General features: G+C 69.5%; 19 protein-coding genes. 13 read left to right on the forward strand and 6 right to left on the reverse strand.

The window, feature by feature from the left end; translation table 11 throughout:
- Positions 1 to 229 precede the first annotated feature (229 nt).
- The gene (locus GAK38_RS16015) at positions 230 to 583 is read left to right on the forward strand and encodes an HPF/RaiA family ribosome-associated protein (protein ID WP_325345829.1); all 354 of its coding nucleotides are present in this window, start codon (positions 230 to 232) and stop codon (positions 581 to 583) included.
- Positions 584 to 654: 71 nt separating this feature from the next.
- On the opposite strand, the gene GAK38_RS16020 is transcribed toward GAK38_RS16015, so the two are convergent.
- Both GAK38_RS16020 and ssuD read right to left on the reverse strand, forming a co-directional pair.
- Positions 655 to 2,517, reverse strand: a complete 1,863-nt coding sequence (locus GAK38_RS16020) for an ABC transporter ATP-binding protein (RefSeq protein ID WP_325345831.1) — start codon at positions 2,515 to 2,517, stop codon at positions 655 to 657.
- Between the two features lie 230 nt (positions 2,518 to 2,747).
- A complete protein-coding gene (gene ssuD / locus GAK38_RS16025; RefSeq protein WP_325345833.1) occupies positions 2,748 to 3,947 on the reverse strand; it encodes an FMNH2-dependent alkanesulfonate monooxygenase in 1,200 nt (399 codons plus the stop codon).
- A gap of 232 nt (positions 3,948 to 4,179) precedes the next feature.
- Here ssuD and GAK38_RS16030 point away from each other — a divergent pair, with 232 nt between their 5' ends.
- Positions 4,180 to 4,809: a class I SAM-dependent methyltransferase gene (locus GAK38_RS16030; protein WP_325345835.1), complete on the forward strand. Its 630-nt coding sequence runs from the start codon at positions 4,180 to 4,182 to the stop codon at positions 4,807 to 4,809.
- Here GAK38_RS16030 and GAK38_RS16035 read toward each other — a convergent pair.
- Both GAK38_RS16035 and GAK38_RS16040 read right to left on the reverse strand, forming a co-directional pair.
- The gene (locus tag GAK38_RS16035) at positions 4,806 to 5,204 is read right to left on the reverse strand and encodes a hypothetical protein (RefSeq protein ID WP_325345837.1); all 399 of its coding nucleotides are present in this window, start codon (positions 5,202 to 5,204) and stop codon (positions 4,806 to 4,808) included. The two genes, GAK38_RS16030 and GAK38_RS16035, sit on opposite strands and share 4 nt — an antisense overlap.
- Before the next feature lie 34 nt (positions 5,205 to 5,238).
- On the reverse strand, positions 5,239 to 5,883 hold the full coding sequence (locus GAK38_RS16040) for an MSMEG_1061 family FMN-dependent PPOX-type flavoprotein (protein WP_325345838.1): 645 nt from the start codon (positions 5,881 to 5,883) through the stop codon (positions 5,239 to 5,241).
- Positions 5,884 to 6,007: 124 nt separating this feature from the next.
- Here GAK38_RS16040 and GAK38_RS16045 point away from each other — a divergent pair, with 124 nt between their 5' ends.
- Complete coding sequence (locus GAK38_RS16045) at positions 6,008 to 6,811, forward strand: AraC family transcriptional regulator (protein WP_325345840.1); 804 nt, start codon at positions 6,008 to 6,010, stop codon at positions 6,809 to 6,811.
- A 325-nt stretch (positions 6,812 to 7,136) separates the two neighbouring features.
- On the opposite strand, the gene GAK38_RS16050 is transcribed toward GAK38_RS16045, so the two are convergent.
- Positions 7,137 to 8,081 (reverse strand): LysR family transcriptional regulator, encoded by a 945-nt coding sequence (locus GAK38_RS16050; protein WP_325345843.1) that lies wholly within the window; start codon positions 8,079 to 8,081, stop codon positions 7,137 to 7,139.
- A gap of 26 nt (positions 8,082 to 8,107) precedes the next feature.
- Between GAK38_RS16050 and GAK38_RS16055 the strand changes: the two genes are divergently transcribed.
- From GAK38_RS16055 to GAK38_RS16095, 9 genes are all read left to right on the forward strand, one after another.
- The gene (locus GAK38_RS16055; protein WP_325345845.1) at positions 8,108 to 8,989 is read left to right on the forward strand and encodes an alpha/beta hydrolase; all 882 of its coding nucleotides are present in this window, start codon (positions 8,108 to 8,110) and stop codon (positions 8,987 to 8,989) included.
- A gap of 31 nt (positions 8,990 to 9,020) precedes the next feature.
- Positions 9,021 to 10,757, forward strand: a complete 1,737-nt coding sequence (locus tag GAK38_RS16060; RefSeq protein WP_325345846.1) for a M28 family peptidase — start codon at positions 9,021 to 9,023, stop codon at positions 10,755 to 10,757.
- A 20-nt stretch (positions 10,758 to 10,777) separates the two neighbouring features.
- Positions 10,778 to 11,767: a Bug family tripartite tricarboxylate transporter substrate binding protein gene (locus GAK38_RS16065; RefSeq protein WP_325345848.1), complete on the forward strand. Its 990-nt coding sequence runs from the start codon at positions 10,778 to 10,780 to the stop codon at positions 11,765 to 11,767.
- 510 nt (positions 11,768 to 12,277) lie between these two features.
- The gene (locus tag GAK38_RS16070) at positions 12,278 to 13,438 is read left to right on the forward strand and encodes a mechanosensitive ion channel family protein (RefSeq protein WP_325345850.1); all 1,161 of its coding nucleotides are present in this window, start codon (positions 12,278 to 12,280) and stop codon (positions 13,436 to 13,438) included.
- Between the two features lie 57 nt (positions 13,439 to 13,495).
- Positions 13,496 to 13,708, forward strand: a complete 213-nt coding sequence (locus GAK38_RS16075; RefSeq protein WP_325345852.1) for a helix-turn-helix domain-containing protein — start codon at positions 13,496 to 13,498, stop codon at positions 13,706 to 13,708.
- 85 nt (positions 13,709 to 13,793) lie between these two features.
- Positions 13,794 to 14,873 (forward strand): SDR family oxidoreductase, encoded by a 1,080-nt coding sequence (locus GAK38_RS16080; protein WP_325345854.1) that lies wholly within the window; start codon positions 13,794 to 13,796, stop codon positions 14,871 to 14,873.
- A 61-nt stretch (positions 14,874 to 14,934) separates the two neighbouring features.
- Complete coding sequence (locus tag GAK38_RS16085; protein ID WP_325345856.1) at positions 14,935 to 15,411, forward strand: FKBP-type peptidyl-prolyl cis-trans isomerase; 477 nt, start codon at positions 14,935 to 14,937, stop codon at positions 15,409 to 15,411.
- A gap of 19 nt (positions 15,412 to 15,430) precedes the next feature.
- Positions 15,431 to 15,754, forward strand: a complete 324-nt coding sequence (locus tag GAK38_RS16090; RefSeq protein ID WP_325345858.1) for a hypothetical protein — start codon at positions 15,431 to 15,433, stop codon at positions 15,752 to 15,754.
- Positions 15,755 to 15,846: 92 nt separating this feature from the next.
- Entirely contained in the window at positions 15,847 to 16,437 is a 591-nt protein-coding gene (locus tag GAK38_RS16095; RefSeq protein ID WP_325345859.1) for a DUF3016 domain-containing protein, read from the forward strand.
- Between the two features lie 46 nt (positions 16,438 to 16,483).
- On the opposite strand, the gene GAK38_RS16100 is transcribed toward GAK38_RS16095, so the two are convergent.
- Positions 16,484 to 17,587: an ROK family protein gene (locus GAK38_RS16100; protein WP_325345861.1), complete on the reverse strand. Its 1,104-nt coding sequence runs from the start codon at positions 17,585 to 17,587 to the stop codon at positions 16,484 to 16,486.
- A 186-nt stretch (positions 17,588 to 17,773) separates the two neighbouring features.
- On the opposite strand from GAK38_RS16100, the gene GAK38_RS16105 reads away from it, so the two are divergent.
- Positions 17,774 to 18,511 carry a DUF2076 domain-containing protein gene (locus GAK38_RS16105; RefSeq protein ID WP_325345863.1) on the forward strand — a complete coding sequence of 246 codons (738 nt, stop codon included), beginning with the start codon at positions 17,774 to 17,776 and terminating at the stop codon, positions 18,509 to 18,511.
- Positions 18,512 to 18,773 lie beyond the last annotated feature (262 nt).

Consider the following 18,773-nt stretch of genomic DNA (forward strand, 5'->3'; position numbering starts at 1 on the left):
GGCGCCGGCAGCGTGGAGCGGCAATACTTCCCAAGGTATCGATCTGTAGCGATTGAAGGAAGGGCACAATGGGATGTTGGGTCAGGGAGTATGTGTCCGGCAGCGCACCTTTGACAGAAGTTAACGCCGGCCGCGCCGGGCAGGCGCATGATGGCTGCATGCAACGCAGCGACCCGGCTGCGGTGCGATCAACGAGGCATGTTCGCCAACGCGAGAAAGGAGAAAGCACATGCAAGTCCAGGTACGCACCGACGATCACATCCACGGCGGCGAGTCGCTGGCCCAGTGGCTGCAGGACGAGACCACGACCCGGCTGGCGCGCTTCCGCGACTACGTGAGCCGCGTGGAGGTCTTCCTGAGCGACGTCGATGCCGGCAAGTCCGGCGCAGCCGACAAGCGCGCGCTGATCGAGGCGCGCGTCAACGGCCGGCCGGCGGTGGCCGCGAGCGCCGAGGCCGACAAGACGGCCGTGGCCTTCACCGCCGCGATCACCAAGCTCCAGCATGCGCTTGACGCCGAAGTCGGCCGCCTGAAGGACCACGGGCGCGAATCGATCCGCGGCGCGCAGGAGCCCGCGGCCTGACGCGGCGCCCCCGGCCGCCGCCTGCGGCTGCGCCAGCCCGGCCCGCGTGCCGGGCTTCGTTTTTGTTGTTGTCAGGCCGCCTCGGCCACCGGCGCGTCGTCCTCCGCCAGGAAGCCGCCCGACTGGTGGCGCCACAGCGCCGCGTAGTGGCCGCCGCGCGCCAGCAGCTCGGCATGCGTGCCCTGCTCGGCGATGCGGCCGGCGTCGAGCACGACGAGCCGGTCCATGCGCGCGATGGTCGAGAGCCGGTGGGCGATGGCGATCACCGTCTTGCCTTCCATGAGGCCCGCGAGCTGCTCCTGGATCGCGGCCTCGATCTCGCTGTCGAGGGCGCTCGTCGCCTCGTCGAGCACGAGGATCGGCGCATCCTTCAATATCACCCGCGCGATCGCGATGCGCTGGCGCTGCCCGCCCGAGAGCTTGACGCCGCGCTCGCCCACGTGCGCGTCGTAGCCGGTGCGCCCGCTGCCGTCGTCGAGCTTTTCGATGAACTCGTGCGCATGCGCCAGCCGCGCGGCCCGCTCGATCTCGGCCGCCGTGGACTGCGGGCGGCCGTAGCGGATGTTGTCGGCAATGGAGCGGTGCAGCAGCGAGGTGTCCTGCGTCACCAGCCCCACGGCCGCGCGCACGCTCTCCTGCGTGACGGTGCGCACGTCCTGCCCGTCGATCGTGATGCGGCCCGCGTCCACGTCGTGGAAGCGCAGCAGCAGGCTCACCAGCGTCGACTTGCCCGAGCCCGAGCGGCCGACGAGGCCCACGCGCTCGCCGGGGCGCACCTCCAGGTCCAGGCCGTCGATCACCGGCCGCCCGCCCGCGTGGTAGGCGAAGCGCACGCCGTCGAAGCGGATCGCGCCGGCCGCCACCGTGAGCGGCCGGGCCCCCGGCGCGTCGAGCAGTTCGTGCGGCACCGCGATGGTCCGCATGCCGTCCTGCACCGTTCCCACGTTCTCGAAGATGCCGGCGATCTCGAACGACACCCAGCCCGAGGCGTTGGCGATCTGCCAGGCCAGCGGGATGGCCGTGGCCACCTGCGCGGCGCTGGCCGCGCCGGTGCTCCAGAGCGCCAGGCCGATGGCTGCGGTGCTGGTGAGCAGCAGCGCGTTCATCGCGTTGAGCGTGAGCACGAAGCGCGCGACCATGCGCATGTGGCCGGCGATGGTCTGCTGGTGTTCCTCGACCGCCTCGCGCACATAGGCGTTCTCGTCGGCCACCTTGGCGAACAGCTTCACCGTGAGGATGTTGGTGTAGCTGTCGACGATGCGCGCCACGACGAGCGAGCGCAGGTCCGAGCGCACCCGCGCCAGCTCGCGCAGCCGCGGCACGAAGTGGCGCAGGAAGAACACGTAGGCCACGAGCCACGCGAGCGTGGGCAGCCCGAGCCGCCAGTCGGCCAGCGCCATGAGGACCAGTGCGAATACGCCATAGGTCGTGATGAAGGTCAGCGCGCGGATCGCCGAGATCACGCTGTCGCGCAGCGCTTCGGCGGTCTGCATCACGCGGTTGGCGATGCGCCCGGCGAAGTCCTTCTGGAAGAACGACCAGCCCTGGCGTGCCACATGCCAGTGGCTCTGCCAGCGGATCAGGCTGGTCACGCCGGGCACCACGAGGAAGTGCCGCACGGCCGTGTCGGCCGCCTGCAGCAGCGGGCGCAGCACGAGCACGAGGCCGAGCATCAGCGCAAGCTGCAGCCCGTGGTCGGCGAGCGCGGCGGCGCGGTCGGTCGCTTCGAGCAGCTTCACGAGCCGGCCGATCACGACCGGAATGCCCATGTCGGCCAGCGCCACCAGCAGGCAGGTCGCCACCATCGCCAGATAGGGCCCGCGGGTCTGGCGGATGAAGTGCCAGCAGAACGCGCCGAGCCCAGAGGGCGGGCCGTGCGGCGGGGGCGTGCGCGTGCCGGAGATGACGGATTCGAGGCAGGAGACCAAAGGCATGCGGGCAGGATAGGCGACGGCGAAACCCCTCGCCGCTGCAATCCTGATGCCAGGCGTCCTGCCCTGGGGAGCAGGGTGCGCCACTGCCCCGCGCGCAGCAGCGATGCAGCCGGCCTGCTGGTTGCACAGCAGCCGGTGTCCACCAGGCGCACAGCCTGGACTGTAGGGGGATATATGGCGCTGGTGCCCGTGGACCAATGACTGGCGCCGGTTGGACCTGGGGGTATTTTCTAGCTCTGCGCCACCTTCAGCGCCGGCTGGCGCGGCTGCGCATCGTGCGCGATCGCCTCGCCGAACGGGCTCAGCAGGTTGGCGCCGACCTTCTGGCGCAGCGCCAGCGGCAGCCGCGGGAAGACCAGCTCGGCGAAGCGGTAGGCCTCCTCCAGGTGCGGATAGCCCGAGAGCACGAAGGTGTCGGCTCCCAGGTCGGCGTATTCCTTGAGCCGGTCGGCCACCTGCTGCGGGCGGCCGACCAGCGCCGTGCCCGCGCCGCCGCGCACCAGGCCCACGCCGGCCCAGAGGTTGGGGCTGATCTCCAGCGCCGCGCGGCTGCGGTCGATGCGGCCGCCGTGCAGCGTGGTCATGCGCTGCTGGCCGTGCGAATCGAGCTGCGACAGCGACGCCTGCGCGCGGGAGATCGTCGCGTCGTCGAGGCTGCCGATGAGCCGCTCGGCGTCGGCCCAGGCCTCGTCCTCGGTCTCGCGCACCAGTACGTGCAGCCGCACGCCGAAGCGCACCGTGCAGCCCCGCTGCGCGGCGCGCGCGCGGATGTCGGCGAACTTGGCCGCCACATCGGCCGGCCGCTCGCCCCAGGAGATGTACAGCTCCACCTCCTCGGCCGCGAGCGCGTGGCCTGCGGGCGACGAGCCGCCGAAGAACAGCGGCGGATGCGGCTGCGACAGCGCCGGAAAGCTCAGCCGCGCGCCCTTGACCTGCACATGCTCGCCGGCGAAGTCCACCGTCTCGCCGGCGAACAGCCGCTTCCACACGGTGAGGAACTCGCGCGCATGGTCGTAGCGCGCGTCGTGGCTCAGGAAGGTGCCGTCGCCCTCCAGGTCGCCCGCGTCGCCGCCGGCCACCACGTTGACCAGCAGCCGCCCGCCCGAGAGACGGTCGAGCGTCGCGGCCATGCGCGCATTGGCCGTCACCGAGAAGGTCGTCGGCCGCAGCGCGACCAGGAACTTCAGCCGCTGCGTCACCGGGACCAGGCTCGCGGCGACGATCCACGAGTCCTCGCACGAGCGCCCGGTCGGGATCAGCACGCCGCCGTAGCCCAGCCGCTCGGCGGCCTGGGCGATCTGCTGGAGGTAGGTCTGGTCCACCGCGCGCGACTGGCTGGCGCTGCCGAGGTAGCGGCCGTCGCCGTGGGTGGGCAGGAACCAGAAGACATTGAGCGGCTGGCCGCCGCCGGTGCCGTTGTCGTTGCTCATTCGAAGAACTCCCTGAAGTGCGTGTGGCGCGCCCTGCGGCGCGGCCCGATGGGTGACGAGGAGGCCATTCTTCGAAGGCGGCGGCGCGGCGGCGTTGATCTTCCGCAATGCGCCGGCGTCCACGGAAAAAGTCATATCGACATGCGCAAACCGCCGATGCGATCCGGCGCCGCAAGGTCGCCGCCGATCCGCGCCATACTGCGCGCCCTCGCAGCTTCACTGCCATCCGCTCATGCAATCCGCCAGCCCCCAGTTCTTCGACGAGGCCTACTACCGGCGCTTCTACTTCGACAAGAAGACCCGCGTGGTCGATCCGCAGCACTTCGAGCGGCTGGGCACCTTCATCGCGTCGTACCTGAAATACCTGCGCGTGCCGGTGCAGCGCGTGCTCGACATCGGCTGCGGCATCGGCCTGTGGCGTGACGCGGTGGCGCGGCACTTCTCCGGTGCGAGCTACCACGGCGTGGAGTTCAGCGACTACCTCTGCGGCCGCTACGGCTGGGAGCGCGGTTCGGTGGTGGACTACACCGCCGCCGAGCCGTTCGACTTCGTCGTCTGCCAGGGCGTGCTGCCCTATCTCGCGCCGCCGGACCTCAAGCGCGCGCTGCACAACCTGGGCCGGCTGAGCCAGGGCGCGCTCTACGTCGAGGCCGTGGCGCGCGAGGACTACGAGGCCGACATCGTCGACGAGGACGTGACCGACCCGGCCATCTTCCGCCACCGCGCCGATCTGTACCGGCGCGGGCTGGCGCGCCATTTCAAGGAAATGGGCGGCGGCGTGTGGCTGAGCCGCAAGGCCGAGGTGCCGGTGTTTGCGCTGGAATGCGCCGGCGGCGGCTGCGGGAGGCGGCCCGGCGGCTAGAGCTGCCGCGCAAGCAGCCGCGTGGCTTCTTCCTGCGCCTCCTGCGCGCTGCGCGCGAACACCAGCGGAAAACCGAGGACCCGCCTCGCCGCCTGCGCCGCGATCCGGACCGGCGCCGGCACCGTGCGCTCACCCTGGATCAGCACCAGGCCGCCGCACAGCCGCCGCAGCCTGTCCTTGTTGCGCTTGAAGAACAGCGCGCGCTCGCGCCGGTCCGCGTGGCTTTCCTCCTGGCGATCGTGCTCGCCCGGCAGGTGATCGGTCAGCAGCACGAACCGCTCGCCGCGCTCCAGCAGCGCCTCCAGTTGCGCTTCGGCCGAAGGGGATGCGGCACCCGGACCCGCGTCCTCGTCATGCAGAAACACCTGAGGAAACCGTGTCGTGTCGAGCCGCATTGCCCTCCTCCTCGTTCGTTCGTCCGCTGGCCGGTCAGTACAGGTCGTGGCGGACCGCATGGTCGTAATGGGCGTCGATCTGCGCGATCTGCGCCTCGCCGGCCTCGGGAGATGTGCCGTCGCGGCGGGCCAGCTCGGTCACCATGCGGCCCACCGTCGGCAGCGTGCTGCGATCGAGCCGCGAGCCCTCGTCCCAGAGCCGCGCGCGGTTGATGGCCTTGCCGCAGTGCAGCAGCACCTCGTCGATCCGCACCACGGTGGCCGTCTTGGGCGTCCGCGGCCCCTCGCGCAACTGCGCCAGCAGTTCGGGCGCGGTGGAGATGCGGCCGCGGCCGTTGATGCGCAGGAAGATTTCCAGGCCGGGAAACAGGAACACCATGCCGAGCCGGTCGTCCTGCACCAGGTTGCGCATCGACTCGATGCGGTTGTTGCCCGGCCAGTCGGCGAATGCCACGGTGCGCTCGTCGAGCGCGCGCACGAAGCCCGGCGGGCCGCCGCGCGGCGAGGCATCGAGCCCGCGTTCGCTGCTGCCGGTGGCCAGGCAGAAGAAGGTGGCGACCTTCAGGTACTCCAGATGGAAGTCCACCAGCCGGTCCAGCACCGCCTTCTGGATCCTTTCGGCCGGCGGGTCGTAGAGGCTGTCCAGGTCCACCGCCGGGGGAAGGTCGGATACGTGCATATGCGAATCTCCTGCAAGCCCGCCGGGCAGGGGGCATGGGGGGAAAAGGGAAGATGCGCCAGCGTAAGGGCGCATGCCTTGGCGGCTGTAGACTGGATCGGTCAACCGATAACGCGAATCCGCCATGGCCGACTTCTCCTCCCGCCTGGCCGGCGTCCATACGTCGGACGGGCCGGTCCTCATCGCCGTGACCGGCAGCCAGCGGGATGAGCTGGTGTCGGGCGCGCACCAACACGCGCGCGGCCAGCTGTTCGGCTCGCTGCGCGGCCTGCTCTCGGTAGGCGTGGACGACGGCGTCTGGATCGTGCCGCCGACCCATGCCGTCTGGCTGCCGCCGCATACGGTGCATTCGGGCCGCTCGCACGGGGCCTTGCACGGCTGGAGCGTCTACGTGGCCGAGCCGGCCTGCGCCGGCCTGCCGGCGCGGCCCTGCGCGCTGCGCACCTCGGGCCTGCTGCGCGAGGCGGTGCTGCGCGCCGGAAGCTGGGCGGCCGCGGAGCCGCTCGACGAAGCCCGCGCCCATCTCGCGGCCGTCATCCTCGACGAGATCCGCAGCCTGCCGCCGGAGCCCTGGGGCCTGCCGCTGCCGCGCGACGCGCGGCTCCAGCGCATCGCCCGCGCGCTGATCGCCGACCCGGCCGACCCCCGCGGGCTGGAGGACTGGGCCGCCTGGGGCGCGGTGAGCGCCCGCACGCTGAGCCGGCGGTTCGTCGCCGAGACGGGGTTCAACTTCACCGCCTGGCGCCAGCGCGCGCGCATGATGCGCTCGCTCGAAATGCTGGCGGCCGGCCAGCCGGTGACGGCCGTGGCGCTCGACCTCGGCTATGCCACGGCGAGCGCCTTCATCGGGCTGTTCCGCCGCACCTTCGGCGCGACGCCGGCGGTCTACCGGGAGCGGCTGGCGGGGCCGCTGCCGTCTACGCATTAGGGCGTGTTCGCACTATTCGCGGGGATCGCGTTGCGTCGCCAAGGAGTGGCCGGTGGTCGCCGTCCGGAACGGCGGTGATGCGAAACCTGGCGATGTCGAAGGTGATGCGGAACTGGAGGCTCGGCTGGTCTATGTAGCGACGACGCGGGCGACGCAGAGGATGGTGGTTGCTTGAAGGCTTGGCCGATGGGCTGCGCTGGCGCCACAAGCGGACGCCTGGCACTCGCGCTCCATCGTCAATCGAGCCATCTGCGTTCCAGTGACGGGCGGCGTTGTTGGAATTCGAGGGCAACCTCAGACCGAACAATCCGAGGGCTTTGGGGATTCATGCCAATCGCCGCCGCATTTCCTGCAGCAGCGCATCGTTGACATGGGCTCGCCGGACGTCGCGCAAGATGCCGATGCGTCGCTCGAACACCCGCCCTGGCATCGGTACGAGCCGCAAGGCCGTGTCTTCATCCCAGGCGAAGGAGCGAAGAATGGGCACGATGCTCACGCCCACATCCTTGCGCACCAGTTCAACGATGCTCGTGACCGAATTCATCTCGAGCACGGTCTGTGGCTGAACCTGTGCCTTTTTCAGCATCTGGTCGACCATGGGGGCGGTCGCGCCGGAATGGTCGAACCGGATGTAGGGTTGTGTCTTCAGCAGGTCCTTGGCGCTGATGTGCGGGCCGTGGACGGAACTGCACACCAGCATGAGCGGCTCCGCATAGAGGTGCTGCCAGTCCAGCTCGTCGCCGAGCCGCCCCGCGGTCTCGACAAAGATCGCGGCGTCCATCTCCCGCGCGATGACCTTGTTGCGCAGCTCGCTCTTGCGGCCATGGACGACCGTGATGTTCAGCGCCGGGTAGACGGCTTTCAACGCCAGCACCGATTCCGCAAGGACCGCGGCAGCCGACGTGATCGAGCCGACAACCATCGACCCGGCAATGAGCCGGGCGTCTTGCCGCGCCTCGACCATATCCTCGTACTCGGCGACCATCCGCCGCGCGCGCGGTAGCGCTGCGTGCGCCGCCGGCGTCAGCTTCACGCCACGGGCTTCCCGCACGAACAGCGGGGTACCCAGAACGTCCTCCAGCGCCTTCATCTGAACTCCCACGGCAGCCGGCGTAAGAGCCACCCGCTGGGCAGCAGCAGCGAAGGAGCCACTCTCGGACACGGCGATGAACGTCTTGAAGGCACGCAATGTCGGCATCGCCATAGCATAAAGGAAGCCTTTACCCTGCCGAAATTTCATTTCGTTTGTCTTTCGGCTGGCGTGGTTCAAGAATTCAGCGGTCCTAGCACAACACCATGACCACTGAACATCACCCCTCCCGGCAAGCCACTGTCTCCGAGTCGCAGCGACTCTCCAACCGCTACTACGACTTTGGGAACACCACGGTATACGCGCATGCGGGCGATCCTCGCTTTTCCTTCACGTTGTACGTGCCTTTCCAGATCAAGGACAGCGATTGCGAGATCAACCTGGTCGTGGTGGTTCATGGCACCGGCCGGCAATTCGTGGACTACCGAAACGCTTTCGCGGATTTCGGCCGGTGGCACAACTGCCTGATCCTGTGCCCCCTGTTTCCAGCCGGCGTGATGGGCGATGGCAACCGCGACGGGTTCAAGCACCTTGTCGAGCAGGACGTTCGCTACGACAAGGTGTTGATCGACATGGTCCAGGAGGTCGGCGGCCGCTATGGCCGCACGTTCGACCAGTTTGCCCTTTTCGGTTATTCGGGGGGCGGCCAGTTCGTCAACCGGTTCGCCTATCTCTACCCCGAACGCCTGTGGGCGGCGACCATCGGTGCGCCGGGCTCCGTGACGCTGCTGGACGCCGGGAAGGACTACTGGGTCGGCACGAAGGGCATGGCCGAAAAATTCGGCAAGCGCATTGATGTCGAAAAACTGAAAGAGGTACCGCTCCAGCTGGTCGTCGGGAAGTTCGATACCGACACCTGGGAGATTACCCATGCACCCGGCAGCAAGTTCTATATGCCGGGCGCGAACGATGCAGGTGCCACCCGCCGCGAGCGAATCGAGTCCCTTCGCAAGTCGCTTGAGGCAAACGGTGTCTCCGCTCAGCTCGACGTGGTGGACAACGTGTCGCATCGAGGCCTTCAGGTCGTCAAGCAAGTTCAGGAGTTTTTCCACAAGGTACTCGCGGCACGCGAGAAACCGAAAGCCTGATGCATCACAACCTCACCCATCGTAGCCACCCATGAGTGCCATCGAACCGACCTCGCAAGCATCCGAGGAACTGAAAGGTGCCGACCAAGACCGGCTGGTGCAATCCGTGCAGGCGCTGTGCAGCGTCGGCGAGAAAGTCTCCGGCCAGCCTTCCGAGGCGGCGGCCTGCGACATCATTGTGGCGAAGCTTGCAGAGTATGGCGTGCGCTACGAAGTGCAGACCTTCGATGCGTTCATCAGCTTCCCCGTCCGCGCCTCCGTCGGCGTGCTCGGCAGCACCACGCTGGAACTGGATGCCGTGGGCGTCGCTTTCTCGGAAGACACCGGGGCGGGCGGGGTCGTGGGCGAATTGGTAGCCGTCGGTGCAGGCAAGGCCGTGGACTACCAGGGTATCGATGTACGCGGAAAAGTCGTGCTGATTTCCGCTCTTCCGGAGTACGGCGCCTGCTCGGCCGCGTTGAAGGCCGGCGCCATCGGGCTCATCGGCGCTTCCAGCGGCCCCCAGCGCCACAAGATGACCTGCTCTCCCATTTGGGGGTCGCCTGCGACGGAGGCGGAGCATCAGCTGATTCCCAGGATCCCCGCAGTTTCGGTTTCGAAGTTCGACTACGTCGACCTCAGCGCGCGGCTTGCGAACGGGCCGGTGCAAGTTCGGCGGGTGGGGGAAGGCGACACCGGGTGGCGCTCGGTCAAGATGCCCGTCGCGACGATCGAAGGAAGGTCGCCGGAGTACCTGCTTGCCGGCGCGCACTACTGCAGCTGGTTCGACGGCGCCACCGACAACGTGGCCGCCAACGCGGTGCTGCTTGAAATTGCCCGCTGCTTCGCGGGCACGAAACCCCGCTTCGGCCTGAAGATGGTCTGGTGGCCGGGCCACTCGCAGGGCAGGTACGCCGGCTCGGCCTGGTACGCCGATCAGAACTGGCTGGATCTCCACCGCCACTGCATCGGCTACCTGAATGTGGATATCAACGGCTCGAAGGGCGCGGTGAAAAAAGCTCTTCGCAACGTGACGGCCGAAGCACAGGCATTCGCGATACGGGTCATCGACAGCGTGACCGGCTCGTCGGTGCAGGACAACGGCACCGTTCAGCTGCTCAAGCGCCCGGACAAGTACGTGGACCGGCGCCGTCCCCACCGCGGCTCCGATCAGAGCTTCCTCGGCATCGGCGTGACGTCGCTGCAGATGAGCAGCTTTCTGGCCGAGGATGACCCCGACAGGATCCCTGGCGCAGGGCTGCCCCGCTGGTGGCATTCGGCCCAGGACGTCGCCGATGCGGTCGATCCGGCGGTCCTGCTGGAAGACGCCACGATCCACGTTCAACTGGTGCGCAGCCTCCTGGAGGCGGAGAAGCTGCCCTACAGCCTCGCTGCGCTGGCTGCCGATTTCGAAGCGGCCCTTCAAGAGCTGAGCGAGTCCGGCCATCAAGAGGAGTTGCTCGACGAAGTGGCTGGCCACGTGGCCCGGTACCGACAGGCTGCTGTTGCCTTCGATGCCAAGCGCGATCGGCTTTCCTCAGGAGATTTCAATTCGGCAGTGTTAGAAATCCTGCGCATCCTGACGCCCGTGCTCTATTCGACCGCATCCGGCCACTATCCGGACAGGGCATCCGCGTTGCGCCTTCTGCCCTCCTTGAGCCCACTGCTTTCCTTCAACGCTGCATCCGATGAAGCGCGGAAGCAGGGTGCGATTCTGGTGCGGCGCGGAGCCAATCGGATCGTTCTCGCGCTCCAAAAGGCTACCTCAGCGTTGATTGGCTATTCCTGATCTCCCGAGTTCGAATCACCATGACAAAACGCATCTCCCGGCGCAGCTTCATCGAAACATCGTTTGGCATCGCCGCCGCTTCCGCATCCTCGGCGGTTTTTGCACAACCGGATTTTCCCGGCCGGCCCATCCAGCTCATCGTGCCGGTCGGCGCCGGAGGAGCGACGGATACCGTGGCCCGGGTGTTCGCCAACGAACTTCCCAAGGTACTCAAAGGCGCGGTGATCGTGGAAAACAAGGCTGGCGCCGGTGGCGTGATTGGCGCCGTGGCGGCGAAGTCCGCTCCCGCCGATGGATACACCTTGTTCGTGGGGACCATCGGCACCCACAGCACCAATCCGTATCTGATGGCACGGCTGCCCTACGATCCCGTTCGCGACTTCCTGCCGATTTCGCTGCTCACGAAGGTGAGCAACGTATTCGTGGTTCCCAAGAACTTCCCGGTGAACACGCTGCAGGAATTCATCGCCTACGCCAAGGCGCGGCCGGGCGAGCTCAATTTCTCGGTCGGAACGACTGGGAGTTCGTCGCATCTGGCGGTCGAACTCTTCAAGCAGCGGACCGGTCTGAACATGGAGCGCATCATCTACAAGGGCCCATCCGAAGCGTCGACCGACTTGCAGGCAGGACGTGTACAACTGCTGTCCTCGCCGGTCATCAACGAGTCCGCCAGCATCAAGGCCGGTCGCGTCAAGGCGCTTGCACAGACGGCGCTGCAACGGGTGCCGCTGCTGCCGGACCTGCCGACCGTGGCCGAATCGGGGCTGCCGGGTTTCGAAGCCTCTGGCTGGAACGGACTGCTCGCACCTGCGGGCACGCCGCATGCGATCGTCGAACTGTTGTCCGAGGCGGTCCGAAAAGTCGGCCAACGCAAGGAAGTCGCACAAATCTTCGCCGGCCAAGGGGTGGATGTCGTCACGAACACGCCGCAGGAATTCGGCCGATTCCTGGAGGCTGATCGTAAACAATGGGGCGAGGTCATCAAAGCAGCAGGAATCAAACCTCAATAGCGCCAAAATTCACTCGGCGCCGGCCGGTTGAAGGTCCGGTTCGCCCGCTACGACAACAGGACGGCGGGCAAATCCAACAATGACGCCGATCAGTTCGGCGTGGGCTACGTCGTTGTCTGAAGCCTCCGGGGCTGAAACGCGGTCGCGACGTGGGCGGGCAGCGGCGGGCCATGGCCTGACGGGCGCCTAGCGGCCACTTCCCCAGGCGAAAGCCCGCCGACCCCAGCAGGCCGGCAACTACTGCCTTCTCGCCGGTTGCATCGCCCGGGCGGGCTGCGCTGGCCTGCATCGCAACTTCCCGGCTCGACCCGCATTCGCGGCATCCGCCTACGCAACGTCCCAGCCGACCTTCCCTAGGATCGGCTCTTCCGCTGCGCGCCCGCGCCGCGCGGGCACGCCGTTTCGCACGGCCGTCGCCCTTCGCTCTTCCTTGTTCTTCATCGTCCATCCATCCACCCATCGTGATCGACGGCTGCCCTGCCGCCGTCGGCCACCCTGCCGAGGAGTGCCATGAACCCCCCCTTCTTCATCGACTGGCTCCAGGACCGCACGCTCTGGGGCCTTTCCCTGTCCAGCCTCGTCGTCGCCGTCATCGCGGCGGTCGTCGCCTATCTCGTGATGAACCTGCTGCTGTCGCTGGCCGTGCGCCGCAGCAAGCACATCGCTGAGAAGGGCACGCACCGGCAGCTCGGCGGCGCGATCGCCGAACTGCTCGCGGGCACCAGCCACCTGCTGATCTTCGTGGCGGCCGTCCTGGTGGGCGTGGGCATGCTCGACCTGTCGGACCGCTGGGCCAACCGCGTGAGCCAGTTGTGGTTCATCGCCGTGGCGCTGCAGATCGGCCTGTGGGGCTCGCGCGCGGTGGGCATGGGCGTGCGTAACTACCGGGCGCGGCACTTCGCCAACACCGAGCAGGCGCAGTACAGCGCCTCGGCCACGCTGATGTCGTGGGGGCTGCGCTCGCTGCTGTGGGCCACGGTGATCCTGGCCATGCTGTCGAACCTCGGCGTGAACATCACGGCCTTCGTCGCCAGCCTGGGCATCGGCGGCGTGGCGATCGCGCTGGCGGTGCAGAACATCCTGGGCGACCTGTTCGCCTCGCTCGCGATCGCGGTGGACAAGCCGTTCGAGGTGGGCGACTTCATCGTCGTGGGCAGCGTGGCCGGCTCGGTGCAGCAGATCGGGCTGAAGACGACGCGCATCCGCAGCCTCAGCGGCGAGCGCGTGGTGATGAGCAACACCGACCTGCTCAAGCAGACGATCAACAACTACCGCTACATGACCGAGCGGCGCATCGTCTTCAAGTTCAGCGTGCCCTACGGCACGACGCCGGAGCAGGCCGGGGCGAGCCCACAGGCGGTCAGGCGCATCATCGAAGCGGAACCCAAGCTGCGCTTCGACCGCGCCCACCTGCTGGGCTTCGGCGACACGGCGCTCAACTACGAGGTGGTCTACATCGTGCTGGATGCGGACTACAACCTCTACATGGACTACCAGCAAAAGATCAACCTGGCGCTCATGCGGGAGCTGGAGTCTATCGGCGTGGGCTTCGCGATTCCGGCGCGGGCGGTCTACGTGGCCGGTCCGGGCTGCGCAGGCCTGCCGCCCGCGCAGCCCATACCGGCGGGGGATACCTCCGCTAGCGGGGGTAGTGCGCCCGCTGTGGCCTGATACCCCCTGCCTCAGGGCGAATCCGTCGGTCAGCACGGCCGCCGGGCCGAAAAACTCATGCCGGCGGGCACGGCCGTGCCGCCGCCTGCCGCGCTGCAGCCGCCGCGCGACGCCGTCGATGCCTTTCGGCGCCGCATGCTGGCCGACACATTGCAGCGCCACGGCGGCAGCCCGGCCGCCGCGGCGCGTGCGCTGGGCCTGGACCGGGCCAACGTCGGCCGGCTCGCGCGGCGCCTGGGCGTGCTGCCCGCGCCTGCGCGCACCCACTGACGGCGCCGGGCGCCACCGTCCTACGGCGGCCGGCCGCGTGGCTGCAAAAAATGGAGGATTGCCAGCAAAGCAAGGAGCCCACCGCATGTCGTCGCTGCCCGAATCCGCCAACGTAGCCACTGCGCGCCCCGTCGTCGCCACGCCGTCCGACGTAGAGCCCGCACCGCTGGCCGCCGTCGCGCCGGCGCCGCAGCCGGTCGTCGTGATCACGGGTGCGTCCAGCGGCATCGGCCACGCGACCGCGCTGGCCTTCGCGCGGCAGGGCGCCACCGTGGTGCTGGCCGGCCGCAATGCCGACACGCTCGCGGCCGTGGCCCAGGCCTGCCGGCACGAGGGCGGCGCCGCCGTCGGCGTGCCGACCGACGTGACCGATGCCGAGGCGGTGCGCGCGCTGGCCGATGCGGCGCTGGCGCGCTTCGGCCGCATCGACGTCTGGGTCAACGGCGTCGGCGTGGGCGCCGTCGGCCGGTTCGAGGACACGCCGGCGGCCGCCCACCGCCGCGTGGTCGAGGCCAACCTGATCGGCCACATCAACGGCGCCCACGCCGCGCTGCCGCTGTTCCGCCGCCAGGGCCACGGCACGCTGATCAACATGATCTCGGTCGGCGGCTGGGTGCCGGCGCCCTATGCCGCGGCCTACACCGCCAGCAAGTTCGGCCTGCGCGGCCTGTCGGAGAGCCTGCGCGCCGAGGTGGCCGACCTGCTCGACGTGCACGTCTGCGACGTGGTACCCACCTTCGCCGACACGCCCGGCCTGTCGCACGCGGCCAACTACACCGGCCGCGCCATCGAGCCCTCGCTGCCCATGCTGGACCCGCGCCGCGTTGCCGCCGCCGTGGTGGCCGCGGCGAACCGGCCGCGCTCGGTCACCTTCCTCGGCGCGGGCGCGCTGTCGGGCCGCGTGGCGCATGCGGTCGCGCCGAACACGCTCGCGCGCTTCCTGCGCTGGGTGGCCGACGGTGCGCTGCGGCGCGCAAGGCCGGCCGCCGCGACCGACGGCAACCTCTATGCGCCGTCGCGCAACACGGCCATTGACGGCGGCGCGAATGCGCGGGCCGGCTCGGTGGCCGCCAGCGCCGCGGCGCTGGCGGCCGTCGGCGTGGCGGGCGGCTGGTGGCTGGCACAGCGCGGCCGCCGCCGGCGGCGCGGGCCGGACGGGGCATAGGGCCCCTGCTTCGCCCGGCCGGCCGCGAGCGACAATGGCCGCCTGCTTCCCACCGCAAGCCATGAAGATCGCCAAGGACACCGCCGTCACCCTCCGCTACCGCCTGACCGACCCGCAGACCGGCCGGCAGCTCGACGCGGACACCATCGCCTACCTGCACGGCGGCTACGGCAACCTGTTCCCCAAGGCCGAGGCCGCGCTCGAAGGCCTGGAGAGCGGCGCCTCGGTCGCCGTCGACCTCGCGGTGGAGGACGCCTTCGGCCCGCGCGACGAGAGCCTGGTGCGCACCATCGCCAAGTCCGACTTCCCGCCCGGCGTGAAGGTCGGCGGCCAGCTGCGTGGCACCGACGACCAGGGCAACCCGCAGCAGGTCTACAACGTGGTCAAGATCAACGGCCAGCAGGTGCTGCTCGACGGCAACCACGCCCTGGCCGGCCGCGCGCTGCGCTTTGCCGCCAAGGTCGAGGAAGTGCGCGCCGCCACCGGCGAGGAGATCTCGCACCGCCACATCCACGGCGCCCACGGCCACCGGCACTGAGCCTGCGCGGGCACCGGCCATGTCCTGGGATGACTACCAGATCGAGATCCCGCCGTCGTTCTCGGCCGTGCACAGCGACGCGCGCGGCCGGCTCGCCGTGCCGCTGGCCGAACTGCGCGCGCGCTACGAGGTCTGCGAGGACCTGGCCCAGGTGCTGGTCGATCAGGCCGGACTGCTCTACCACACGCAGGCGCCGTCGGAAGGAGAAGTCCTGCGGCGCATCCATGCCGGGCTGGCCACACCCGACTCGGTGGTCGGCCCCGGCGAGGCGCGGTGGGTGGTGCAGCGCCTGGCCGAACTGCTGAACTGGCCCTGCCCGCCCCTGGTGGACGGCGGCATGTGACCGTTTGGTAACCTCGTGCAACAAAGGGCCGGCTGCCGGGTCCTACGCTGGCACTGACGCTTTTCCCCCTTCACCTTCCGAGGAGACCCGCCGTGCCGACGACCATTGCCCAGAAGACCCTGGCGCGCCGCCCGCTCGCCGCCACCGCCGCCGCGCTCGCCTGCGCGGCCCTGCTCGCAGCCTGCGCGCCGCTGTCCGGCCCGTCCGGCGCCGCCGCAGCGCCGCCGCCCGAGGTCGCGGACGGCCCGGTGCGCGTCGGCTTCGGCGACCCGGCCGCGTTCGCCGAGGCCCGCGAGAGCCCGCGCGAACTGCCCGGCCGCCGCAACGAATGGCTGCGCAACCTGCAGCAGCACCTGGCGCACGAGGCCACGCGCCATCTCGCGGCGGGCCAGCAGCTCGACGTGACCATCACCGACATTCGCCGCGCCGGCAGCTACGAACCCTGGCGCGCGCCGCAGGCCGAGGACGTGCGGATCGTCAAGGACATCTACGCGCCGCGCATCGACCTCGAATTCACGCTGCGCGCGGCCGACGGCAGCGTGCTGCGCACCGGCGCCCGCGCGCTGCGCGATCCGATGTTCCTGTCGCGCATCAACCGCTACCCCGGCTCCGATCCGCTGCGCTACGAAAAGACGCTGATCGACGACTGGCTGGCATCGGAGTTCCGGGCAGCCCGGGGCTGACGTATACCCCCGAGGGAAAGGGCGCAGAGCGCCCACAAATAGCGCACTAGGTGGCTATACTCCTGCCTCTTGTGCGGCGGTTCAGATAGCTCGCATTGCCGAGCCCGGTGCCTGCGGTCACCACGGCCCAGCGCCTGACGTCCTGTATGAAGGGCCGTTCGGAGAGGCCCTGGACCACCGCATCGTTGTGCAGCCGCACCTCTGGCCGCCGGCCGTCGATCTTCGGCAGCCGGGCGCAGAGTTCGCTGGCCAGGTGGAAGCGCGGGCTCTGCCAGTCGCCCGGCAGGTTCTGCGTGCCGCTGGCGATGCGGCCGTCCTCGCCGATCAGGCCGGGGCAGGCCACGCCGACGAAGGGCGCGAGCGCGATCTGCTTGCGCTCGGCATAGTTCACCAGCTCGGCCAGCATGCCGGCCAGCCCGTCGACGAAGCCGGTGCGCGCCGGGCCGTCGTCACGGTGGCACCACTTGGCGCGCCGCAATACGCGGGCGCGCGAGAAATCGTCGGCCTTCCTGCGGCGCAGCTCCACGATGCCGCAGCGCACGTTGGTGCCGCCGATGTCCACCGCGAGGAACGCGTCGGCGCCTTCGAGCGCGTCGGGCGGCGCCAGGTGCACCCAGCCGACCAGCCCGCCATCGTCGGCATGGTGGCGCAGCGTGCGCACCCGCACCTCCAGCCCGGCGTCGCGCAGCAGCCGCGCGGTGCGGGCCACCGCAAGCTCGCCCACGCGGCTCTGCTGGAAGCCGCCGCCGACCACGATGCGCTCCACGCCGCGCCAGCTCGGCTGGCGCTTGAAGCGGCGCAGCACCTCGGCCAGCTGCTCCGACCAGTCGGCCATCGCGGCGCGCAGCAGCGCGGCGGCGTCGCCGTCCTCCTCCAGCAGTTCGTCGAGCCGGCGCTTGGAGAGTTCGCGCGTCGTCTTGCGGCGGTCGAACGGGTCGTCCGCGCCCATGTCGCGGTAGAGCCGCCGCCAGGCGTCGAGGTAGCCGCGGAACGCCGTCTGGCTGGCCAGGTCGCCCAGGAAATTGCCGTTCACCTGCAGCGTGAGCCCGTAGCCGCGCACCCGTGTGGCCGGAGTGTCGGCGGGCGCGTGCGGTCCGTCGCAGCCGGGGGCGGGGCGGGAAGGCGGGGCGAATCGGCGGGTCGAAGGCATGGGTCCGAGTGGAGCCGGTCGCCGGTCCGCGGCCCGACCGCTGTGGGCGCAAAGCCGCGTCAGCCGGGCGCTCGTCCGCAGCTTAGCCGGGGCTTAAGGCGATGGCGCGGTGCGTCGCGGCCGCACCGTCCGGGTCCAAAATGGACGGGAAGGGGCGGCGACCCGCGCCGCCCAGGAGCCCTTGCCATGACCCCGACCGAACGTTCCCTGCTTGACGACTTGCTGCAGCGCCTGGCCCAGGCCGGGCCGCTGGCGCAGAAGGACGCCGAGGCCGACGCCCGCATCCGCCAGCAGCTTGCGGGCCAGCCCGATGCGCTCTACCTGCTGGCCCAGCGCTGCCTGCTGCTGGAGCACGGGCTGGAACAGGCGCAGCAGGAGATCGCGCGCCTGCAGCAGGAGCGGCAGCAGCCTGCGGCCGGCGGCGGCAGCTTCCTGGGCGGGGCGGCCGAACGCGCTGCGCCGCCGGAGCCCGGCTTCGGCCGTGCGCCCTCGCAGGCCTACACACCTTCGCCGGCCCAGGCCGCGCCGGCCTATGGGCCGCCTCCTGCGGCGCCGGGCTGGCGTGAGCGCTGGTTCGGCGGCGGCAGCCCCGCCGCTGCCGCACCGAGCGCGGGCGGCAGCTTTCTCGGCACGGCAGCGAGCGCCGCGGCGGGCGTGGCCGGCGGCATGTTCCTGTTCCAGGGCCTGGAGCACCTGCTGGGCCGCCACGACGGTGCGGCCGGCCTGGGCGGCTTCGGCAATGCCAGCGGCCTGCTCGGCCCGGGCATGGTGCCGCAGGAGACGGTGGTACAGAACATCACCAACGAGAACTTCTACGACAGCGACGGCGACCGTGGCCGGGACGACGCGCTGCGCAGCGCGGACTGGACGCCAGATGACGATGGCCCGGCGTTCGGCGACGATGACGGCGAGAGCTTCATCTGACATACAGCCGTCGCCCCAAAGAAAAACGCGCCTCCGGGGCGCGTTTTTCATTTCACCATGACTCCAGCCCGGCAATCCGCTGGACTGCGCCGAAGCCAGATACAGCAGGTTTATCAATCACTTATTGAGAATTAAGGAGCCATGACGACCAAGGAGGCTGGTGAGCGTTATCGGATCAGGGGTCTGATCGGAGAATGGGAGCATGGCCAAGATGGACGAAGCCATCCGCAAGCGAGTGCGAGCAGGGCGACTGATGCAGGCG

This window comes from Xylophilus sp., from assembly GCA_009914555.1.
In the GTDB taxonomy this organism is placed as follows: Bacteria; Pseudomonadota; Gammaproteobacteria; order Burkholderiales; family Burkholderiaceae_C; genus WNDY01.